Origin of the sequence: Geobacillus thermopakistaniensis (assembly GCF_000498995.1) — a bacterium.
GTDB lineage: Bacteria > Bacillota > Bacilli > Bacillales > Anoxybacillaceae > Geobacillus > Geobacillus thermoleovorans.
In genome coordinates this window covers 21911-43488 of sequence record NZ_AYSF01000028.1, presented here as the reverse complement: position 1 = coordinate 43488, position 21578 = coordinate 21911, and the positions used below count along the sequence as shown (strand labels likewise).

Here is a 21578-nt window from a genome sequence, read left to right as displayed (position 1 = left end):
ATGACCGTGTTTTTTTTTTGATTTTCGCCCATACTACACCATATAGACGCTACTGCGAAGGAAGGGATTGCGACTGATGCTGACGAACGAACAGCTTGCCGCCCTCCGCTCAAGACTGCTCGACATGAAACGGGAGACGGAAGACCGGCTGAAGCAAAACGACCATTTCGGCATGATCCGCAGCCACGCCCACGATGCGGTCGGTGAGCTGGCGAGCTACGACAACCATCCGGCCGATGAGGCGACAGAGCTGTATGAGCGGGAAAAAGATCTCGCCCTAAAGGAGCATGCCGAGCGCGAAGTTCGCGAGATTGAACGGGCGCTTGGCGCCATCGCCGACGGCACATACGGAACGTGCCGCGTATGCGGCCGGCCGATCCCATACGAACGGCTCGAGGCGCTGCCGACAACACTCTACTGCCGCGAGCACAGCCCGGATCAAACGGTGTCGCAAAAGCGGCCGCTTGAAGAGGGCGTGCTTATGCCGCCGTTTGGCAAATTCGATTTCGATGACCGCGCGGAATCGGTCGCTTACGACGCGGAAGATGCATGGCAGGAAGCAGCCCGCTACGGCACATCCGACACCCCTTCGGACCTTGGCAAAAACGTCGATTCCTACAGCGAAGTGTATGCCGAGTCGGAAGAGAACGTCGGCTATGTCGAAGACTTGGAAAATTTCGCGGCCGTCGATTTGCATGGCAGACACGTACGTGTGTACCCGACGCGGGAGCATGAGCTGCTGGAAAACATATTGGATGACGAAGGCATCATGTCGAACATCGGCGATTTGCCGGCGTATGAAAANAAACGTCGATTCCTACAGCGAAGTGTATGCCGAGTCGGAAGAGAACGTCGGCTATGTCGAAGACTTGGAAAATTTCGCGGCCGTCGATTTGCATGGCAGACACGTACGTGTGTACCCGACGCGGGAGCATGAGCTGCTGGAAAACATATTGGATGACGAAGGCATCATGTCGAACATCGGCGATTTGCCGGCGTATGAAAAAGACCCGTATACATCGACAGACAGCTACCGCCGGTACGATGAAAGACCGTCCCAGCAGCATTTTGGGGAAACAACTCCATGAAAAAGGCCATCGGCAAGATGGTCTTTTTTGTGAAACGGGCCGATGCCGTTTTCCGTAGTACAGAGCAGAACGTCATATGATCCGAATGGAGGCGAAATGATGAACGCACATGAGATCGATTACCGGCTGTACGGCGATGACATGCAGTTTGTCGAAATTGCCGCCCCGAGCGCCGGCGGACGGTCGGTCGGCGAAGGCAGCATCCTCGGCGGCATCGGCGACTGGCTCGACGGCGACGACTAAGCGAGAAAGGGCGCTCCGGCCAAACGGAACGCCCTTTTGCTTTTCTGCCTTCCCCCTCGAAATTCCCTAAAAGGACGATGATTGAATGAAAAAGCAGCCCAAAAATGTCCTTTCCTAAGTTGAGAAACGTTCCCCCGACGGCAAAAGACCCCAAATTTCGGCGGCGTATTCCGCTACGGTCCGATCGCTGGCGAAACGGCCGGAATGGGCGATGTTGACGGCGCTCATCCGCCACCAGCGCGCCGGATCGCGGTAAGCGGCCTCAACCCGCTCGTGCGCCTCGGCGTAGGCGGCAAAGTCGCGCAGCACAAAATATTCGTCGTTTTGCGCCAGCAGCGAGTCGTAAATCGGCTCAAAGTAGTCGCCGACATCAGGGAAAAAGCCGTTGATGAGCTGGTCGACAACTTGCTTGATCCGTTTGTCATGATGGTAATACTCATGCGCCCGATAGCCTCCGTGTTCGTAGTAGCGGAGCACTTCATCGGCCGTCAGTCCGAACAAAAACATGTTGTCCTCCCCGACGGCTTCCGCGATTTCGACGTTCGCTCCATCCAGCGTGCCAAGCGTAACGGCGCCGTTCATCATAAACTTCATGTTGCCCGTCCCGGACGCTTCTTTGCTGGCTGTTGAGATTTGCTCGCTCACATCGGCGGCCGGAATGATTTCTTCCGCGAGCGATACGCGGTAATTTTCCAAAAAAATGACCTTCAGTTGCTCGTTCGTCCGTTTATCGTTGTTCACCTGATCCGCCACCGAATGGATGAGCTTGATGATCCGCTTGGCGTAGTAATAGCCTGGCGACGCTTTCGCTCCGAAAATGAACGTGCGCGGGTGGATCGAAACATACGGGTCTTCTTTCAGCCGATTGTATAAATGCATAATGTGCAAAACGTTTAACAACTGCCGTTTATAAGCGTGCAGCCGCTTCACTTGCACGTCAAAAATGGACGATTCGTCCACGCGAATCCCGGTTTTTTCGTAAATGCGGGCGGCGAGCCTCGCCTTCCGCTGCTGTTTGACCGCAGCCAACGCCTGCTGAAACGCCGGATCGGAAGCATAAGACTTCAGCTCAATCAATGCTTCCGGCTCGCGGATCCAGCGCGGACCAATCGTTTCCGTAATCAACGCCGACAGCTCCGGGTTCGCCTTTAACAGCCAGCGACGATGCGTCACCCCGTTCGTTTTGTTGTTGAACTTGTGCGGCGCCCATTCGTAAAACAAGCGCATTTCCCGCTGTTTCAATATGTCCGTATGCAGTTTCGCCACACCGTTGACGCTATGGCTCGCAACAACGGCCAAGTGCGCCATTTTCACCATCCCGTGGGCGACGATGGCCATTTGTTCAATCCGCCTCCAATCGCCGGGATAACGTTCCCACAGCTCGCGGCAAAACCGTTCGTTGATTTCCTCGACGATCATATAAATGCGCGGCAACAGCGGCTGAAACAGACGAATCGGCCATTTCTCCAGCGCTTCCGCCAGCGTCGTATGATTCGTGTACGCGATCGTATGGGTCGTAATGTGCCAAGCCTCTTCCCAGCTCATCCCTTCCTCATCGAGCAAAATGCGCATCAACTCCGGAATCGCAAGCGCGGGGTGCGTGTCGTTGATATGAATGGCGACATATTCATGGAGGCGGCGCAAGCTCCCGTGCTGGCGGCGATGGGCGCGAGTGATGCTGCCGAGGCTGGCGGCGGCGAGAAAATACTGCTGCTTTAACCGCAGCAGTTTGCCTTCATCGTGCGTATCGTCCGGGTACAAAAACTCCGAAATGGCTTCCGTCTCCCGTTTGTACTTCATCACATCTTTATGAAGCGGGAACGTTTTCGCCGGCTCGGCGCTCCAAAGCCTGAGCGTGTTGACCGTGTTCGTCCCGAAGCCGATGACCGGCATATCGTACGGCACAGCCATCACGTTTTCGCTGTCGACATGGCGGAACACAAGACGGCCGTTTTGTTCCGACACCTCGACCCTTCCCCAGAAGCGAACTTCGACCGCCAGCTCTTCTTTCCGGATTTCCCAAACGTTCCCGTTTCGCAGCCATTGCTCCGGCAGCTCGACTTGATAGCCGTCAACGATTTTTTGATCAAACAGCCCGTGTTTATAGCGAATGCCGTGGCCGTGGCCCGGCAAATTCAATGTGGCGAGCGAGTCAAGAAAACAGGCGGCGAGCCGCCCGAGCCCGCCATTGCCAAGCCCAGCGTCCGCCTCGCTCTCCTCGACGTCTTCGAGGCGGATGCCGAGCTCGCGAAGCCCCTCTTCGACCATCGGGCGGACACCGAGGTTTAACAAGTTGCTTCCGAGCAAACGGCCGAGCAAAAACTCGATCGACAAATAGTACACCTGCTTCCGCCGCTCCGCCCGGCAGCGCTCGTTCGTCGCGATCCAATGGCGGCTGATATGTTCGCGCACCATATGGCCAAGGACATGATAATGATCGCGCGCCGTCGACTCCGCAAACGGTTTGCCGCACAACGCCTCGACCCGCGTCACAAACGCCCGTTGAAACGTTTCTTTATCCGCGAACAAGCGCGTCTTCCCCCTTTTTGTTCAGCTGTTCGTACGCTTTTCGATACTCCCTCGCCGACCGGCGCCAGCTGTAATCGCCGCGCATCGCCCGCTCCATGAGCCGCTCCCAGACAGACGGCTGGCGGTAAAACGACAGCGCCCGGCGGATCGTGTACAACATGTCGTGGGCGTTAAAGTTCGTAAAGCTGAACCCGTTCCCTTCTCCTGTGAATTCATTGTACGATTGCACCGTATCGTTCAGCCCGCCCGTTTCCCGAACGATCGGAATCGTCCCATACCGAAGCGCGATCATTTGGCTCAGCCCGCACGGTTCAAACAACGACGGCATTAAAAACAAGTCCGCGCCCGCATAAATTTGATGGGCGAGCGGTTCGTGAAAGCCGATGTACACCCCGACTTTGTCCGGATAGGCCGCCGCCATTTGCGAGAAAAACTGTTCAAACCGCCAATCCCCCGTTCCAAGCACAACAAGCTGCATCTCTTCCTGCATCAAATCATGAAAGACGCACGTGACTAAATCGAGCCCTTTTTGCGCCGTCATTCGCGTCACCATTGCGACAACGGGTGCATCATCCCGCTCTGGCAGACCAAACCGCCGCTGCAAAGCGCGCTTGTTGAGTTTTTTTCTTTCCCGCGTATGTACGCTATAGGTCGCCGCTAAAAACGGATCGGTTTCCGGGTTGTAAAACTCGTCGTCAATGCCGTTTAAAATGCCAAGCAAATCATCCCGCCGCGCCCGCAACAGCCCGTCAAGCCGCTCGCCGTAATAGGCGGTCTGAATCTCTTCTTTGTACGTCGGGCTGACCGTCGTAATCAAATCGGAGGCGACAAGAGCCCCTTTCATAAAGCTGACGCTTCCGTAAAACTCGAGATGGTCGACGGTGAAATACCGTCCGTCCAAATTCAACAAATCCTCTAAAATCCCGCGCGGAAACAGCCCTTGAAACTGCAAGTTGTGAATCGTAAAGATAGTGCGGATATCCGCATAAAACGGATCATGACGGTATTGCTCGCGCAAGAAAAACGGAATCATGCCGGTGTGCCAGTCATGGCAATGAATGATGTCGGGCTGAAACGAAATCGCCGGAAGCGCGTCCAGCACCGCCCGGCAAAAATAGGCGAACCGCTCGCCGTCGTCACCATGGCCGTACAGCTGCGGCCGTTTGAAATAGTATTCGTTGTCGATCAAGTAATAGACGACCCCGTCATGCTCGAGCTTCTCAACGCCGCAATACTGGCGGCGCCACCCGACCGGCACGACGAGCTCCGCCACTTTGCCCATTCGTTCTTTCCACTTTAGAGCAATCGTTTCATACTTTGGCATCATAACACGGACGTCCACGCCGAGCCGGCGCAGCTCTTTCGGCAGCGCGCCGGCGACGTCAGCCAATCCTCCCGATTTGACAAACGGGGCGCATTCTGATACGGCAAACAGCACGTTCATCGATTCACGACCTCCCCTTGCACCGTTCCTTTGCGAACGACAAACGGCCGCTCCGCTGTCCCTTGCAAAACGACCCCCGGTTCGATTTTCGCGTCTTTGTCGACGATGACGCCATCAAGCACACAACCATCGCCGATTTGGCATTTTTGCATAATGATGCTGTTCTTCACAACGGCTCCTTTGCCGATTTTCACGGAACGAAACAAGATGCTGTTTTCCACCGTTCCTTCAATGACGCAGCCGTTGGCGATCATCGAGCGCTTCACATTCCCTTCCCGCCGGTATTTCGTCGGCGGCTCGTCTTTCACTTTCGTATAAATCGGCCGCGATGGAAGAAAAAGCTGCTCCCAAACACTGCGGTCAAGAAGCTCCATGCTCGCGCGGAAATAGCGGGCGAGCGAATCGATGACGGCCGCATACCCGCTGTATTCATAGTCGCAAATGGACAGCGAATGACAGTTATCGCAGACGACATCGACGATGCTTCGATAGCCGCGGTTTTTATAATTGGCAATGAAATCAAGCAGAAGAGACGTCTCCAACACGTACATCTCCAGCGGCTCGCCGCGATGGCAAATTCGCGTCACATCGCAGCCGCGTTCGATATGGCGCTCGAGGACGGCGTCAAAGTCGATGTTGCACACCGTGTAGCTATTGACGATGACCGCATACTTTTGCCGACTCCGCAAAAAATAGTCGATATGCTGCTCAAAATGGGCAAACGCCCCGACCCGGCGCTCACCGGAAAACAACAAGTCCGGCGATGGGAAGAAAAACAATCCGTCCCGCTTTCGGTTTAAATCCCAATTCTTCCCTGATCCTAAATGGTCCATCAGCGACCGATATTGGTATTTCGGAAAAATCGCGACGCTTTCAATGCCGGAGTTGACCATGCTTGAAAGCACGAAATCAATGAGCCGATACCGCCCGGCAAACGGCACCGCTGCGATTGAGCGTTGCTCGACAAGCGGCGCCATTGCCTCCATATACGTGGTCGCGTCGATGACGCCCAACATCATGTTGTTGTTCATTGTGCTCCATCCTTCCTTGCGGTGTCCTTATTCCGTTGCTTGATCCACTCGGTCGTTACGAGCACGACGTCATCATCAGCATCGCCCGGGCTCACAGTCGAATGCGGCGGGATGACGATCTCCGGAGTGACGATCGCTCGCTCGACATACGCTCCTTCACCAACTGTTGCCCCTGGCATAATGACGGATTCTTTCACAACCGCTCCCTTGCCGATGCAGACGCCTTGAAACAGCACCGAGCGCTCCACCGTTCCTTCCACGACGCATCCCTCATTGATGAGAGAATCGCTCACTTCCGCCTCGGGAGCGATGTATTGCGGCGGCTGGTTCGGGTTGACCGAATAAATGCGCCACGAGCGATCAAACAAGTCAAGTTCATTGTGTTCATCGAGCAAATCCATGTTGGCTTCCCACAAGCTTTTGACGGTGCCGACATCTTTCCAATAGCCTTTGAACGGATAGGCCACGAGCCGCTTGTTCTCCCGAAGCAGCCGCGGAATCACATCTTTGCCGAAGTCGTGCGACGAATGCGGATCGGCGTTGTCGATTTGCAAATACTCCCTCAATAACGGCCAATTGAAAATGTAAATGCCCATCGATGCCAAATTGCTTTTCGGATTGGCCGGCTTTTCGGCAAATTCGACAATTTCCATGTTTTCATTCGTGTTCATAATGCCGAATCGGCTCGCCTCTTCCCACGGCACTTCAATAACGGAAATCGTTGCATCCGCCTGTTTGGCGATATGGTAGTCGAGCATCTGCTGGTAATCCATCTTGTAAATATGATCGCCAGACAGCACGAGAACGTAATCCGGGTCGTATTGTTCAATATAATTCATATTTTGATAAATGGCGTTCGCTGTGCCTTCGTACCATTTGACGCCGGAAGAGGCGGAGTAAGGGGGAAGGACGGTGACGCCCCCGTTTCTTCGATCTAAATCCCATGCGCTTCCGATGCCGATGTACGAGTGCAAAAGAAGCGGCTGATATTGGGTCAACACCCCGACTGTGTCAATGCCCGAGTTCGTGCAATTGCTCAACGTAAAATCAATGATCCGGTACTTCCCCCCAAACGGCACGGCTGGTTTCGCGATGTTTTTCGTCAGCGAGCGAAGCCGGCTTCCTTGCCCGCCGGCCAATAACATGGCGATGCACTTCTTCTTCATTCTGCTTTCTCTCCCCTCGTTTTTGCACTGGCCGCAAAATGGAAATGCCAAACGGCGGAATCGTCATGCGCACATGGTACGGTTTTCCATGAAACGGCTCACTGAAAGCGGGAAGCCGCTTCCCGTTGACATGTCCCGAACCGCCAAACTCCGCTGCATCGCTGTTAAGCACTTCGCGGTACGGCGCCAAAAGCGGCACGCCGACTTTGTAATCGTCATACGCCTGATTTGTGAAATTACAAACAATGACCAGCACATCACCTTCTTTTTTCCCCCGGCGGATGAATGAAAAAATGCTTTGCTCGGCATTATGAACGTCAATCCATTCAAACCCTCTCGGATCATGATCAAGCTCGTAAAACGGCTTATACCGTTTATAGCAGGCGATCAGCTGCTTCACATATTCGTCCATTTTCCGGTGCAATTCAAAATCGAACAGCACCCAGTCCAGCTCCTCGGCAAACTTCCATTCATCAAACTGGGCAAACTCACTGCCCATAAACAGCAGCTTTTTCCCAGGGTGGGCCATCATGTACCCATACAATAGGCGCAGCTGGGCGAACTTCTCTTCGTACGACCCAGGCATTTTATTGAGCAGCGATTTTTTGCCATGCACAACTTCATCATGGGAAAATGGCAAAATGAAATTTTCCGAATACGCATAAAGGAGGGAAAAACTGACTTGGTTATGGGCGTATTTCCGCTCATGCGGCGGCGTTTCCATATACTTCAGCATGTCGTTCATCCAGCCCATGTTCCACTTGTAGTTAAACCCAAGGCCGCCATCGTACGTCGGCGCGGTCACCCGAGGCCAGTCGGTCGAATCTTCAGCGATCATCCAGACGTTCGGGTCATAGGCAAACACCGCCTCATTCAACTGGCGCAAAAACTCGACCGCATACGGATTTTCATAGAGCCGGTCGTTGTTCGGCCAATAAAGCATATTGGCGACCGCATCGACGCGAAACCCGTCCACATGGTAATACTCCAGCCAAAACAACGCATTGGAGATCAGAAAACTGCGCACTTCCGGCTTGCCCAAGTCAAAATTCGCCGTCCCCCAGACGTAATTTTCTCGGTCTTTTTCATTCGCGTATTCATACGTCGGCGCGCCGTCAAACATGTACAGCCCGTGGGCGTCCTTGCAAAAATGCCCCGGCACCCAGTCGATGATGACGCCAAGCCCCGCTTGATGGCAGCGGTCGACGAAATACATGAAATCGTGCGGCGTGCCATAGCGGCTTGTCACCGAATAATAGCCGGTCCCTTGATATCCCCACGAACGATCGAGCGGATGCTCGACAAGCGGAAGCAGCTCAATGTGCGTAAATCCGCGCTCCAGCACGTACGGAATGAGTTCGTCGGCCATCTCACGGTACGTATAAAAGCGGCCGTCCGGTTTCTTTTTCCACGAACCGAAATGAAGTTCATAAATGACCATCGGTTGGTCATAAATCCGCTTTCGCCGTTTCTTCCGCTGCCAAGGTGAATCATTCCACTCGTATCCTTTCAAATCGTAGACAATCGAGGCGGTATGAGGGCGCAATTCGGAGTAAAAGGCGTACGGGTCGGCTTTCAACAGAACACGGCCATCCGGTGTGATGATCTCATATTTATAGAGATGCCCTTCCAAGTTTTCTGGAACAACGATCGTCCATACCCCTTCGTCGTTCACCTTCGTCAGGGGGGAATTCGTCCCATTCCAATCGTTGAAACTGCCGACAAGACGGACTTCCCGCGCATGGGGCGCCCACACGCAAAAGCGAGTGCCGACCGCTCCGCCGCCGCGGATGACATGAGCGCCGAACAGCTCATAACTTTGATACAAACGGCCTTCATGAAACAAATACACTTCTAAATCTGTCGGATTCGCCGCAATCAAGCTGGATCGCATCCTTTCCGAAGCAAAATGATGGCCATACACAGCATTGATTCCTATTCGCCAACAGAAGGCTTTATTCCTTGAATGCTTCGTCTATATTTTTAGACAAATTCCAACAACCGCTGTTTCTGGCTGTCGAAATTTCATTTGCACACAGGCGGATTTTTATATTATAATATATACAAGTTGATAATTATTATAAATAATGGAGGTGCATTATGGCTCCAACACTGTACGATTTTCACCATCTCCCGCACGTCAAAACGCAAAATGAATCGAAAAAAGCGCTCTGGGTGACGCTTTTGTTGACCATGTTTTTCACCGCCGTCGAAATCATTGGCGGACTGATTTCCAACTCACTCGCCCTCTTGTCCGATTCGGCCCATATGGCATCCGATGTACTGGCGCTTGGCTTAAGCATGGTCGCCCTCTACATGGCGACGCGCCCGCCGAACCGTCGGTTTACGTTCGGCTTTTTGCGGTTTGAAATCATCACATCGTTTTTGAATGGGCTGACGTTGGCCGTCATTGCGCTGTGGATTTTATGGGAAGGCATTCAGCGTTTTCTCCATCCTGAACCGATCAACTTTCGCCTCATGCTCGGGATCGCAGCGATCGGCCTCGTCGTCAACTTGACGTTGACCATCGTCTTAAGCCGGAGCACGAAAGAGGAAGACAACTTGAACGTTCAGAGCGCCCTTTGGCATTTCATCGGCGACTTGATTAGCTCGATCGGCGTCATCGTTTCCGCGCTGCTCATTTACTTCACCGGCTGGACGGTGTTCGACCCGATCATCAGCTTAGTGATCGCCGCCATCATTTTCACAGGCGGGGCGAAAATTATGCGCGAATCGTATCTCATCTTAATGGAAGCCGTGCCAGATGGGTTCGACCTCGAACAAATCCGCGCCGATATTCGAAAGATCGAAGGGGTCGAAGACGTGCACGACATGCACTTATGGGCCATCTCGACCGACCATTACTCGCTGTCGGCTCATGTGTTTGTCAACGAACGCATCCAGCCGCTATGCGTCATCTTGGCGGTGAATGAAATGTTGAAGGAAAAATACGGAATCGAGCACGCCACCATCCAGGTGGAGCACGCCATGCTCCATGACCATGGCCGCTATGGCCGGGCGTTTTTGGAGAAAAAAGCTTTCCATGAATAGGAAATGCCGCCTCTACTTCTAATGGCATGGGCGGCTTTTTCGTTTGTCCATTTTCCCTTTCAAACAAAAAGGAATCAATACGATCCGCGGCGAACATATAGAGTCATCATGCCGAAGGAAGGGATGCCTCATGGGAATCGGAACGATCTTCTCGTTTTTCGGCGTCGCCGTTTTGCTTACGTTAGCGCCGGGGCCAGACATTTTGTTCGTCATCGCCCAAAGCCTGTCCCAAGGCAAACAGGCGGGCATCGCCACCGCGCTCGGGCTGTGCACCGGACTGCTTGTCCACATCAGTGCAGCCACGCTTGGCGTCTCGGCTGTCATTTACCAATCCGCCTTGGCGTTTGCCATCGTCAAGTACGCCGGCGCCGCGTATTTGCTGTACTTGGCATGGCAGGCGTTCCGCGAAAAAGACAGCAGTCTCGCCTTTGGGCGGCAGAAGCCAATGGCATACGCCTCGCTGTACAAAAAAGGCATTGTCATGAACGTGCTCAACCCGAAAGTGTCGCTCTTCTTTTTGGCGCTCTTGCCTCAGTTCGTTGATCCGTCAGAGGGCCGCGTGCCGCAACAGATGTTGCTTCTTGGCGCCGTCTTTCTCGCTCAAGCGCTCGCCGTCTTCACCCTTGTGAGCATCGGCGCGGAAAAACTGCGCCATCTGTTGCTGTCGAACAAACGAATCGCCAAGCGGATCAATCGGCTAAAAGGCGCCCTGTTCGCCCTAATCGGCATTCAAATCGCCTTCAGCGAGCGTTCGTAGCGGCGCGCGGCCAGGAGCGGCCGCTCCTTTCTGCGAGCAGCCCCCAACACCTCTTTTACTCAAAAAAGCGCCGCGCCTCCTAGAGAACTGGTGAAAAACGACCGATTTCGCCGAATCCGTTGCTTTTGGGTGAAAGAGAGGCGTTGATTTTACAGGACTTCTCAATTTGAGAAGAGTCCGTTTTTCGCGACTTTTCACTAATTCACCGGCCTTCTAGAAGACCGGTGAAAAACAACGGATTCGCTCGATTTGCGAGAAGTCGAAAGGGATAAAGTTATGGTGTTGCAAGGTTTTTCAATTTGAGAAACGCTGTTGGGGAGCAACATTTCCCCTTAAATCACAAGTCTTCTAGGAGAAGCAACGGCAGAAATAACAGCACATCGGGACCAAATGACAAAAGATTGGGCATTTCAACCAAAACCAACATGGCGGTCTTTCTCTCGCAGGCCGCCATCCGTTTGTATTGTTCCCGCTGCGGCTTCATGAGCCTGACGCCAAGCGGCAACAACCTCATTCCCTTGTCGCTCACGTTCTCCCTCCTTGTCACGCCGGCCGCCGCACCGAAGTGCAAACCGGCGCAATAGAAAGGAAGGAAATGCTCATCGAGCGATCTCCCCGCACTCATCCGCCGAACCTACTTAACAAAGCGGGCCATCAAAATCAAATCCCAATACGTCCCGTCATCGATTTTTGCAGCTTTTTTCTTCACGCCTTCTTCCACAAATCCAAACTTTTGATACAATCGAATCGCGTTCGTGTTGTCAGCGACGACTTCGAGGCAAACTTTTTCAATCAAAGGATTTTCTTTTGCCCAATCAAGGAGCGCTGCAAGCAACGCCGTGCCGATCCCCTGATCTCGAAAGTCTTTTTTCACGCTCATGCCGAAAGACCCTTGGTGCTTCGTCCGCTGCTTATTACCGTTATGAAAATCCAAAAACCCGATGATGTCCCCTTCCTGCTCGGCGACAATCGCCAGCTTTCCGGGATCATCCATGATTTGTTGCAGCCATTGTTTTTGCCGCTCGCTCGTCGTCACCACTTCCGCTTCCGTCGTCAGCAAATACGGCGCTTCCGCCGCCACCGCCTTCACAAACGCAACGACACGCTCGGCATCCTCGGGCCATGCCGTCCGTATAACAATCGGTTGGCCGCTTGCCGTCACCAACCGCCTTGGCTGGATGTTTCCCATAACGATCCCTCCTTGCATTGTTCTGGTTGCTCACTTGTGAATAAAAAATCTGCTTGACGACCAGAAAAACAAAGAGTATACTAGCAGTATACTTTTGATACTAGGGGTATCCACCATGAAAGAACATATCGCTGCTGTGCACAAACAAACGATTGCCCAAGCCGCTGAGCGGCTGTTTCTCGAACGCGGGTTTGACGGCACGTCGATCAGCGATATTTGCGCGGCATCGGGATACAGCCGCCGCACGGTGTACCGCTACTTTGACACAAAGGAGGAGATTTTGTACTACATTGTCGCGAATGGTCTCGAACAGTTGCGTGATCGTCTCACCGACATCGTGCAAGCTGAACAGCCGTTTTTGGCTAAGTACGAACACATTTGTAAAGCGATGCGCGCTTACTACGAACACTGTCCCATTTCGGCGCGCGCCGTCCATCAGTTTCAACCGAAAGCGCTTGAGACAGTAACGCCAACCATGGAAACCATTTTCTCGTTAGGAACGGCCATCAATGACGCCCTCGCCCGCTGGATTGAGCAAGGCATCGCAGAAGGCGTTGTCCGCGAAACGGCGGACGTCATGATGACCGTGTACGTGTTTTCTGCACAACTACATGCGTTGTTTGACCTTGTCGAAACAAAAGGAGCGTTTTTGCTGCCGACACTCGGCAAGACGAAAGAGCAGTTTTTCGCCTACGGCCAGAAGATGATTTTCAATAGTCTCGCAAAGGAGCCATTGCTATGAAACGAAATGAACCGAGCATGACCGCCCTGATGTCCTGTTTCGCCCGCGCCTATCATACGGAACACGACACGCCTGTCATCTTTCGCGACGATTTGGCCAGACAGCTGATCACGGACGAAGAATACAAACAAATCCAAACCTTTCTCGCCAACGGCTTGGGATTTTTTGCCCCCGAGCGGCTTGATGCATTCTCATCGGACGAAGAGAAAGTGAAATGGATCGTCCAAACGCAGCTCGCTCCGACTCCACTCGCTCGCGCTGCCTATACCGAACGGATCGTCCAACACGAAAAACGGCTTGGCGCGACGCAATATGTCATGTTAGGAGCAGGGCTGGATACGTTCGCCTTCCGCCATCCAAACAGCGGCCTGACGATATTCGAAGTCGACCACCCCAACACGCAACAAATGAAGCGCGAACGCATCCGCATGGCGAATTGGGACATGCCGCGCGGCCTGCAATTCGTCGCTGTCGATTTTACCGAGGATGATGCGGCCAGCCGATTGCTCGAAGCCGGCTTTCAACCCAGCCAAAAGACTGTGTTCAGCCTGCTTGGCGTCTCATATTATCTGGAAAAAGAGCACTTCTATCGTCTTTTGTCCCAACTCGCTCCATTGATGACAGAGGGCAGCTCCATCGTGTTTGATTTTGCCGATGAGCAGCTGTTTGCCTCCCCCGTCAAGCGGGTGCAAAACACGCTCGCTCTTGCCCAACAAAGCGGTGAGCCGATGAAAGCGGCGTATTCGATCGAAGAACTGGAACAACAGCTGCAGTACGACCATCTCCTGATTTTCGAACACGTATCGCCGGAACAAATCCAAGCGGAATTTTTCTCGAACCGAAACGACGATCTGACAGCGTTTGAACATATCCATTATGTCCATGCGGTGCGCAAATAACATCCGGGAGGGGCCAGAGGCCTTCCCGGTCTTGTCTGACCCAAAAATTCATAGCTTCGGCTACCATATCATCATCCATCAACGTTCACTTTTAGCATTTTTTCAGCGGAACGGTTGAACCGGATAGCAAATCATTTCTTGAATGCGTCCCTCTCCTTCATTTCAGGGGATCATCTGATCGATTGGCTGATTGACAACCGTTGCCCACTTCATTCCAATCCAAGGCAGCCGGTGGAAAAACAAACCCTCCTTCCGCTCATGCTTCCAAGCCCGCGATCTCCTTTTTCATCGCAACGATCCTCATCTGCATTCTAGCAGCGCTTCCCTACCATCGCCGTCCAACTGGAATTTTACTTGGGCGCCTACTACGCCGGCACGCACGACGGCCTGCCGATCATCGGTGTGTATGACGAATACCCAAATTGCTATTTCGTCTATGCCTATGGAGACAACGAAGCCGTTTACAGCATGGTGCTCGCCAAATGCTTGCGCGATTGGATCGCACTGCCTCTTTACGTTCTCCCTGAACCAAAAAGTTTAGTAAAGCAATCAAACCTTTGATGAACGGGGAGTGCATGTGGAATTTCCTTACTATAGTTGATGGCTTGGACACCTTTAACTATACAGGAAATTCCGCATTTTTTGGGCACTTGATCAAAAAACGAATTGTTTGTCAGGTGTATTTTATGGATAATACCCCTTATTTTGGTAACAACCCTTTTAAAGTAAACGAAACAGCTTCAAGTGTCTGAATGTTGTACTGCGTTGCCTCTAATGCTTCTTCTCGATTTGAAACAAACTCTCCTAAATGATCTAGTGTACAGACAAGCCCTCTTTCGTTCAATTCTTTTACTTTTACAATGGCGCTTTCTATTGTTTCACCAGCGACGACTTGCGAAGCGCCGAATCGAAGTCCCCATCTTTTAGCCGCTTTGTTTAATGTTTTGTTCTGCGAAGCGTATAGGAAAATATTTTTCGATATTTCTGCTAACATCCTCTACCCTCCTTAAATTTAAAACGCTTCGCTTACCGTCTTGGCTTGCATATGAAGGAGCAAATAGTCAGGGCCGCCAGCTTTTGAATCGGTGCCGGACATATTGAACCCTCCGAACGGCTGATAGCCGACGATGGCGCCGGTGCAACCGCGGTTGAAGTAAAGATTGCCAACATGAAACTCCTCCCGCGCTTTTTCAAAGTTGGGCCGATTTCGTGAGATAACTGCACCTGTTAAACCGTATTCCGTGTTATTCGCAATATTCAGCGCATGATCGAAGTCTTTTGCCTTCGTAAACGCCACGACCGGACCGAAAATTTCCTCTTGCATGATGCGTGCATTCGGATCAACATTGGCAAACACCGTCGGCTGAATGAAAAACCCCTTTGAACTATCGCCCTCACCGCCTGTCATCAGTTTCCCTTCTTGTTTGCCGATATCAATGTAATGCATCACTTTGTTATATGCAGTCTCATCAATAACTGGTCCCATGAAAGTACTTGGTTTTTCCGGGTCTCCGACAATGAGTTGTTTTGTTAATTCCACAACGCGGTTTAGTACTTGCTCGTACACATCTTCCAATACGATGACACGAGAACACGCCGAACATTTTTGACCGGAAAATCCAAATGCCGAAACGACAATCGATTGTGCGGCTAATTCTAAGTCTGCATCTTTATCAACAATAATTGCATCTTTTCCTCCCATTTCAGCGATGACTCGTTTTATCCATTTTTGTCCAGGCTGAACAATCGCCGCTCGTTCGTAAATGCGGCAACCAACGGCGCGAGAACCGGTGAACGAAATAAATCTCGTTTTTGGATGCTCGACAAGGTACTCTCCAACCTCCGCCTCGCCGCCCGACAAATAATTCAATACACCTGGAGGAAGTCCGGCCTCCTCCATTACTTCAACAAATTTGGCCGCTACGATCGGGGCTCGATCGGATGGACGGAGAATAACGGTGTTTCCTGTCACGATGGCAACGACCGTGGTGCCTGCCATAATGGCGAGCGGAAAATTAAACGGAGAAATGACTAAACCGACGCCCAATGGAATATAGTGAAATGTATTCCGTTCGCCTGGACGGCTCAATACAGGGACGCCATGTTGCAAAGTAATCATTTGCCGCCCGTAATATTCGAGAAAATCAATTGCTTCGGCTGTATCGGCATCTGCCTCTTTCCACGGTTTCCCCACTTCTTTCACTAAGTAAGCGGAAAATTCATGCCTCCTTCTACGAAGAATCGCAGCTGCTCGGAATAAAATATGGGCACGCGCTTCCGGTTTTTCTTTTCTCCACGTTTCAAACGCCTTGAGAGCGGCCTCCATCGCCTGATCGGCCAGTCGTTTGTCCGCTTTGGAAACAATCCCCACGATTTCTTCTTTATTTGCCGGATTGATGGAAACGACTTTCTCCGTTGTCGTAATCCGCTTCCCTCCAATGACAAGTAAATACTCTTTCCCCAAATGATTGCTGACTTCCTCCAATGCCATTTGGAAAGCCCGTTGGTTCTTCTCTACAGTAAAATCTGTTAACGGCTCGTGTTGATAAGGTGTAAACATGTGAATCTGTCCTTTCTTTAAAGTGATTTACGCTCCAAAACGTTTGGCAAACTACTTCTCCATCAGTCAATCAATGATGTCTAGCATTTTATTTTGATCAAATCCCTTGAAAAGTGGTTGAGCCTTTCCGCGCCATTGGACGTTACAACAACAATGTCTTCAATTCTTACACCAAACTTTCCCGTCAAATAGATACCGGGCTCTACACTTACAACCATTCCTTCTTCCAAAGGTCGTTCATTTCTTGACATCAAATACGATTCCTCATGAACTTCAATACCTAATCCATGACCGGTTCGATGCGTAAACATTTCCCCATACCCTGCCTCTGAGATGATGCTACAAGCCACTTGGTCAATCAGCTTCATTGGAACTCCAGATTTGATCGCTTTAACAGCTTCATCCTGGGCTTTACACACAATCTCATATACTTTTTGCCATTTCCTCTGTTGGTTCCCCAATTACAACGGTTCGTGTTATACCGGAACGATAGCTTGAAGACGTTCATGGGAATCAAGCCAGCTCCCTGTAAAATAGAAAAAATTAGATGGGGAGGAAGCAACCAACGCCTCCCAACCGTTATTTTCCAAAATAGTTTGCGTTTTTTTGATTCGTTGAATATGTACATCCATATATATCACTCCTGCCCCAAAAGAGTTAAAAGGGGCTGTCTACGAAGACGACAACCCCTAAACAGCGTCTACCGTTTGACAAGAACCCAGACAATCTGGCATTCTTCATCCCCGTCGTTATAAGCCCAGTGTTCCTCTCCCGCGGGAATCAACGATGCATCCCCAACATTCATTCGATACTCTTGATGATTGCTTCCCGCAATGATCGATCCTTTGATAACAATGGAGTATTCGTCCTCTTCATGAGAACCCATCCCGTGCAACGGAACTCTCGTTTTCGGCGGGATAGTGATCACACCGAATTTAGCTCTGCCACCATCCAAATCCTTTTCTGAAAATAACGTCTTCAGCAATACAGCTGGCCGGTTGTCAGGTTGGACTAAATCTGCGTTCACTATAATCATCGTTCGAAAGTCTCTCCCTTTATTTTCTACGCGCTGGTGTCAATCCCTCAACTTCAAACGTTTCCGGATTTAAAATGACACCATAGATGTCTTTGGCTTGTTCAATGGAAATATATCCATTCTTTGCATCCCAAGCGACCTTCTCCGCTGGCCGTTGGAGAGGATCTCCGTATCCGCCTCCGGTAGCTGTAATCAATCGGACGACATCCCCCTTATTGAGCGGGAAACGCGCACATTTTCCAAATGGTCCGACTACCTCTCCATTTGCTTTTACAATGACCACCTCATTGCGCGATCCATCGTGTCCACCATTGAATCCCCAAGGTAGAAACTTGTGGCGCCCAAACGTGGCTGTAATCGTTTGGCCGTCGGTCATGGCTCTATATGCACGAATGACGCCGCATCCTCCTCGGAATTCCCCAGCTCCGGCTCCGTCCGTTCTCAAACTATATTCGTCAATCATTACTCCATACCGCGTTTCCGCTACCTCGACTGGCACGTTGTACGTCTCACCGTCGCCAATGCAAAATTGCCCCGACGCTCCGTCCAATCCTTCTCCTGCTCCCCAGCCGCCGGCAGAAGGCTCGACAATTAAGAATGGCTCGTGCGTGTCATGATGCACGCCAGATAGAACGATGCCGCATACAGACAGCAAATGTCCGGCATTCAATCGGTGAGGAATAACGGGCGCCAGAGCCTTCCACACTAGATCGGCTCCATAAAGCATCGTTTCCCAATATGTCGATACAGCAGCCGGCCGCTCCGCCGAAAAAATCGAGCGGTCGTCCGCGATGACTTTCAGTGGTCGAAACACTCCATCATTGATGTCTTGAGACGGATTGGTAACAGCCAAGAAAATCGTACGAACGGCAGAAACAAGCGCTGTATATGAGCAGTTCACCGGACCAAGCACTTGCGGATGGCTTCCGCGGAAATCGCAAATGAACTCATCATCGGTGATCGTCACCTTTACTTGAACTTTAAACGGCCCATTTCCGAGACCATCATCATCGATAAAGTCCACCGCCTCGAATGTCCCTTTGGGCAGTTTCGCAATTTCTTTCAGGGCAAGTTGCTCCCCATGTTTTAGCAGATGATCGATGGAATCCATGACCACCTCTTTGCCATACTTGTCGCACAGCTCACGGAATCGTTTTTCACCCGTGCGCAACGCCGCAACTTGAGCCCACATATCCCCGAGGGATAAGTCTGGAAAGCGCACGTTGGCAGCAATCATATCCACGAGAGGCTGATTCAGTTTCCCTTCATCGAACAATTTGATGCATGGGAATTGAAGCCCCTCTTGGAAAATCTCCGTCGAATCTGTTGTCCACGAACCTGGATCTTTGCCGCCGACCTCGGTCCAGTGCGCTTTATTGGCTGAGAACGCCACCAGCTCTCCATCGTAGAAGATCGGCATGACCAACCCTACGTCAGATAAATGAGAGCCTCCGCCGCCGTACGGATCGTTGATAATGATGATATCCCCGGGCTTTAAGTCTCCCTCTTTGCCAAACTTCTCTAACGTTTGTTTAACCATAAACGTTAACATTCCGATAAACCCGGTGACCCCATTCCCTTGCGTCAATAGTTGTCCTTTGGCATCAGTCAACCCACTGGCGAAGTCGAGAACTTCATAAATAATCGGGCTCATCGATGTCCTCGCCAACGTATGGAACATCTCTTCACCGATGGCAATCAACGAATCTTTGACGATCTCAAGTGTAAATTGATCGTATTTCACTTTTGTTTCCATTATGCCATTACACCCCCGTATGGATAATCAAATTCCCGTACTCATCGACTTCGAGTGTTTGACCTGGATACACGACTGTGGAAGTGGAAGATTCCTCGACGATCGCAGGCCCGTGAATGACGCTGCCAGCGTTTAAGATGCCTCGATCATAAACATTCGTATCAATCCACCCGTGATCTTCAAACAGCACAGGTCGTACTTCTTTCAATGCTTCCTCCGCATTGTCTCCGACCTTTTCGAGACGGGCAATTTCCGGCTTTTGTACGACACCGAATGCAGTTAAGTGTAAGTTCACAATTTCCGTCGGCGCCCCATCAAGTTTAAAAGTGTAATGTTTTTCGTGAATGTGATGGAAACGAGAAACCATTTCCTTGACGGCTTCCTCGTCCATGACACCGTTGGGTACAGGGACTTTCACCGCATGCTCTTGACCGACATAACGCATATCAGCGTAACGGGCAAACAACACTTTATCCTCGCTGATCCCTTCTTGAGAATATTGTTGCAAAGCCGCCGTTTCTAATTGATCCCACTCCCTATTTAGTTCATCCAAATTCAACTCGCTCACCCGGCGAATGTAAGTTTGGATATAGTCGTGCCGGAGATCAGTCATCAGCATTCCCCAAGCCGAGAATACCGAAGCTGCAACCGGAACAATTACCTTTTTGACCCCGAGCTCTTTCGCCAATGCCATAGCGTGCATCGGGCCGCCGCCTCCAAATGCCACGAGGGAAAACTCCCGAGGATCATAGCCTTTACGGACGGAAATCAACTTTAATGCATTCAACATGTTGGAGTTGGCAATGCGAATGATGCCCAGCGCCGCTTCCTCGACAGAGATGCCAAAATATTTCGCCACTTTTTCATAAATGGCTTGCTTCACCGCATTCATATCGACTTCATTTTGGAAGTTTTTCGGCGATAAACGCCCTGTGACAAGATTGGCGTCGGTTGTCGTTGGGTTTTCGCCGCCGCGGCCATAAGCTACCGGCCCCGGCATAGCCCCAGCCGATTGCGGCCCTACCTTCAGTGAACCGGCATCATCAATCCACGCGATCGATCCGCCCCCGTTTCCGATCTCGACAATGTCGACGACAGGCACTTTTATCGGATACCCAGCATGCCGATCGTCTCTCTCGATTCGGTATTCTGTCGTGACCTTGACTTCCCCGTTATCGATCAACGAGCATTTCGCTGTTGTTCCGCCGATGTCGAAGGCGATAATGTTTTCTTCCCCGAGGATTTTCCCGAGGATAGCCGCCCCAAAAATGCCCGCCACCGGACCGGACTCAACCATGTTGATCGGAGTTTCTTTGGACTGTTCAAAGGTGGTTGTCCCCGAGTTGGACTGCATGATGTATTTATTTCCGTTCACTCCGATTTCCCGAAGCCGTTTGTCCAGCTTATCAATGTAAGAAGACGCAATCGGTTTCACATAAGAATTTAACACCGCCGTACTCGTGCGCTCATATTCGCGCCACTCTCTAGTAACCTCATAGGAAGCGGTTACAGCGACCTCCGGCCATAATTCCTTAATGATTTCTACCGCTAATTTTTCATGCACCGGGTTCGCATACGCATGCAGGAACGAAACAGCGATCGCCTCGACTCCCTCTTTTCGCAATTGTTCAACGGCAGCTCTCACTTCGTCTGTAGCCAATTCGGTAATGACTTCCCCTTTGTAGTTCAAGCGTTCGCTCACTTCAAGACGCAAATAGCGCGGAACAAATGGAGCCGGTTTTCGATAGCGGACGTTGAATAAATCCGGCCGGTTCCCACGAGCGATTTCAAGAACATCGCGAAATCCTTTGGTTGTAATCAACCCGGTTTTCGCTCCCTTTCTTTCGGTCAATGCGTTAATGATGACCGTTGTGCCGTGGATGAAAGTTGTAATGGCTTCAGGGGAAATGCCGCTTTTCTTGATAACATCAATAACTCCCTGCTCGAAGTTTGGGGGAGTCGTATCGCTTTTTGCGACCCCAATTCGTCCATTTTCATCCAAATATACAAGATCTGTGAATGTTCCGCCGATATCAGTTGCTACGCGCATAAAAACCACCTTTCGTTTTTGTGAGTTTTATAGGTTA

The 21578-nt window shown here is 51.4% G+C and carries 20 protein-coding genes and 2 pseudogenes; 8 read left to right on the top strand and 14 right to left on the bottom strand.

Going from position 1 to position 21578, the window contains the following annotated elements; genetic code table 11:
* Positions 1 to 76 precede the first annotated feature (76 nt).
* From T260_RS0119585 to T260_RS1000000139905, 3 genes are all read left to right on the top strand, one after another.
* Positions 77 to 937 (top strand): yteA family sporulation protein, encoded by an 861-nt coding sequence (locus T260_RS0119585; RefSeq protein ID WP_236620404.1) that lies wholly within the window; start codon positions 77 to 79, stop codon positions 935 to 937.
* Positions 915 to 1088 carry a hypothetical protein gene (locus T260_RS1000000139780; RefSeq protein WP_160164936.1) on the top strand — a complete coding sequence of 58 codons (174 nt, stop codon included), beginning with the start codon at positions 915 to 917 and terminating at the stop codon, positions 1086 to 1088. Before T260_RS0119585 ends, T260_RS1000000139780 begins: the two co-directional genes overlap by 23 nt.
* A 99-nt stretch (positions 1089 to 1187) precedes the next feature.
* Entirely contained in the window at positions 1188 to 1331 is a 144-nt protein-coding gene (locus tag T260_RS1000000139905) for a hypothetical protein (protein WP_021322715.1), read from the top strand.
* 114 nt (positions 1332 to 1445) lie between these two features.
* Here the strand turns inward: T260_RS1000000139905 and T260_RS135470 are convergent, their stop codons facing one another.
* From T260_RS135470 to glgB, 5 genes are read right to left on the bottom strand one after another with little or no spacing between them, the layout of a single operon-like run.
* On the bottom strand, positions 1446 to 3860 hold the full coding sequence (locus tag T260_RS135470; RefSeq protein WP_023633417.1) for a glycogen/starch/alpha-glucan phosphorylase: 2415 nt from the start codon (positions 3858 to 3860) through the stop codon (positions 1446 to 1448).
* Positions 3847 to 5304, bottom strand: a complete 1458-nt coding sequence (gene glgA / locus T260_RS135475; RefSeq protein ID WP_023633416.1) for a glycogen synthase GlgA — start codon at positions 5302 to 5304, stop codon at positions 3847 to 3849. The genes T260_RS135470 and glgA overlap by 14 nt, the downstream gene beginning before the upstream one ends.
* Positions 5301 to 6335 carry a GlgC family sugar phosphate nucleotidyltransferase gene (locus T260_RS135480; RefSeq protein ID WP_023633415.1) on the bottom strand — a complete coding sequence of 345 codons (1035 nt, stop codon included), beginning with the start codon at positions 6333 to 6335 and terminating at the stop codon, positions 5301 to 5303. Before T260_RS135480 ends, glgA begins: the two co-directional genes overlap by 4 nt.
* Positions 6332 to 7501 carry a glucose-1-phosphate adenylyltransferase gene (locus T260_RS135485; protein WP_025038910.1) on the bottom strand — a complete coding sequence of 390 codons (1170 nt, stop codon included), beginning with the start codon at positions 7499 to 7501 and terminating at the stop codon, positions 6332 to 6334. The genes T260_RS135480 and T260_RS135485 overlap by 4 nt, the downstream gene beginning before the upstream one ends.
* On the bottom strand, positions 7383 to 9395 hold the full coding sequence (gene glgB, locus T260_RS135490; protein WP_047819394.1) for a 1,4-alpha-glucan branching enzyme: 2013 nt from the start codon (positions 9393 to 9395) through the stop codon (positions 7383 to 7385). The genes T260_RS135485 and glgB overlap by 119 nt, the downstream gene beginning before the upstream one ends.
* A gap of 206 nt (positions 9396 to 9601) precedes the next feature.
* Here glgB and T260_RS135495 point away from each other — a divergent pair, with 206 nt between their 5' ends.
* Positions 9602 to 10552, top strand: a complete 951-nt coding sequence (locus tag T260_RS135495; protein WP_011232353.1) for a cation diffusion facilitator family transporter — start codon at positions 9602 to 9604, stop codon at positions 10550 to 10552.
* Positions 10553 to 10682: 130 nt separating this feature from the next.
* On the top strand, positions 10683 to 11309 hold the full coding sequence (locus T260_RS135500) for a LysE family translocator (protein WP_011232354.1): 627 nt from the start codon (positions 10683 to 10685) through the stop codon (positions 11307 to 11309).
* Positions 11310 to 11646: 337 nt separating this feature from the next.
* Here the strand turns inward: T260_RS135500 and T260_RS135505 are convergent, their stop codons facing one another.
* Positions 11647 to 11838: a hypothetical protein gene (locus T260_RS135505; protein WP_011232355.1), complete on the bottom strand. Its 192-nt coding sequence runs from the start codon at positions 11836 to 11838 to the stop codon at positions 11647 to 11649.
* 105 nt (positions 11839 to 11943) lie between these two features.
* Entirely contained in the window at positions 11944 to 12498 is a 555-nt protein-coding gene (locus T260_RS135510; protein WP_011232356.1) for a GNAT family N-acetyltransferase, read from the bottom strand.
* Positions 12499 to 12613: 115 nt separating this feature from the next.
* On the opposite strand from T260_RS135510, the gene T260_RS135515 reads away from it, so the two are divergent.
* From T260_RS135515 to T260_RS135525, 3 genes and pseudogenes are all read left to right on the top strand, one after another.
* Positions 12614 to 13240 carry a TetR/AcrR family transcriptional regulator gene (locus tag T260_RS135515; RefSeq protein ID WP_011232357.1) on the top strand — a complete coding sequence of 209 codons (627 nt, stop codon included), beginning with the start codon at positions 12614 to 12616 and terminating at the stop codon, positions 13238 to 13240.
* Positions 13237 to 14139, top strand: a complete 903-nt coding sequence (locus T260_RS135520; protein ID WP_011232358.1) for a class I SAM-dependent methyltransferase — start codon at positions 13237 to 13239, stop codon at positions 14137 to 14139. The genes T260_RS135515 and T260_RS135520 overlap by 4 nt, the downstream gene beginning before the upstream one ends.
* A 321-nt stretch (positions 14140 to 14460) precedes the next feature.
* Positions 14461 to 14700: pseudogene (locus tag T260_RS135525) on the top strand (hypothetical protein); the annotation flags it as partial.
* 172 nt (positions 14701 to 14872) lie between these two features.
* On the opposite strand, the pseudogene T260_RS135530 reads toward T260_RS135525, so the two are convergent.
* From T260_RS135530 to T260_RS135555, 7 genes and pseudogenes are all read right to left on the bottom strand, one after another.
* A pseudogene (locus tag T260_RS135530) lies at positions 14873 to 15133 on the bottom strand (proline dehydrogenase); the annotation flags it as partial.
* 18 nt (positions 15134 to 15151) lie between these two features.
* Positions 15152 to 16699, bottom strand: coding sequence for an L-glutamate gamma-semialdehyde dehydrogenase (gene pruA / locus T260_RS135535; RefSeq protein WP_023633410.1), 1548 nt, complete (start codon positions 16697 to 16699; stop codon positions 15152 to 15154).
* 80 nt (positions 16700 to 16779) lie between these two features.
* Positions 16780 to 17160: a M24 family metallopeptidase gene (locus T260_RS135540; protein WP_031212208.1), complete on the bottom strand. Its 381-nt coding sequence runs from the start codon at positions 17158 to 17160 to the stop codon at positions 16780 to 16782.
* 15 nt (positions 17161 to 17175) lie between these two features.
* Positions 17176 to 17331 (bottom strand): aminopeptidase P family N-terminal domain-containing protein, encoded by a 156-nt coding sequence (locus T260_RS1000000139390; RefSeq protein ID WP_011232363.1) that lies wholly within the window; start codon positions 17329 to 17331, stop codon positions 17176 to 17178.
* A 68-nt stretch (positions 17332 to 17399) separates the two neighbouring features.
* Complete coding sequence (locus T260_RS135545) at positions 17400 to 17735, bottom strand: cupin domain-containing protein (RefSeq protein ID WP_011232364.1); 336 nt, start codon at positions 17733 to 17735, stop codon at positions 17400 to 17402.
* A gap of 19 nt (positions 17736 to 17754) precedes the next feature.
* Positions 17755 to 19491: a hydantoinase B/oxoprolinase family protein gene (locus T260_RS135550; protein WP_023633409.1), complete on the bottom strand. Its 1737-nt coding sequence runs from the start codon at positions 19489 to 19491 to the stop codon at positions 17755 to 17757.
* Positions 19492 to 19498: 7 nt separating this feature from the next.
* Positions 19499 to 21541, bottom strand: a complete 2043-nt coding sequence (locus T260_RS135555) for a hydantoinase/oxoprolinase family protein (RefSeq protein ID WP_011232366.1) — start codon at positions 21539 to 21541, stop codon at positions 19499 to 19501.
* Positions 21542 to 21578 lie beyond the last annotated feature (37 nt).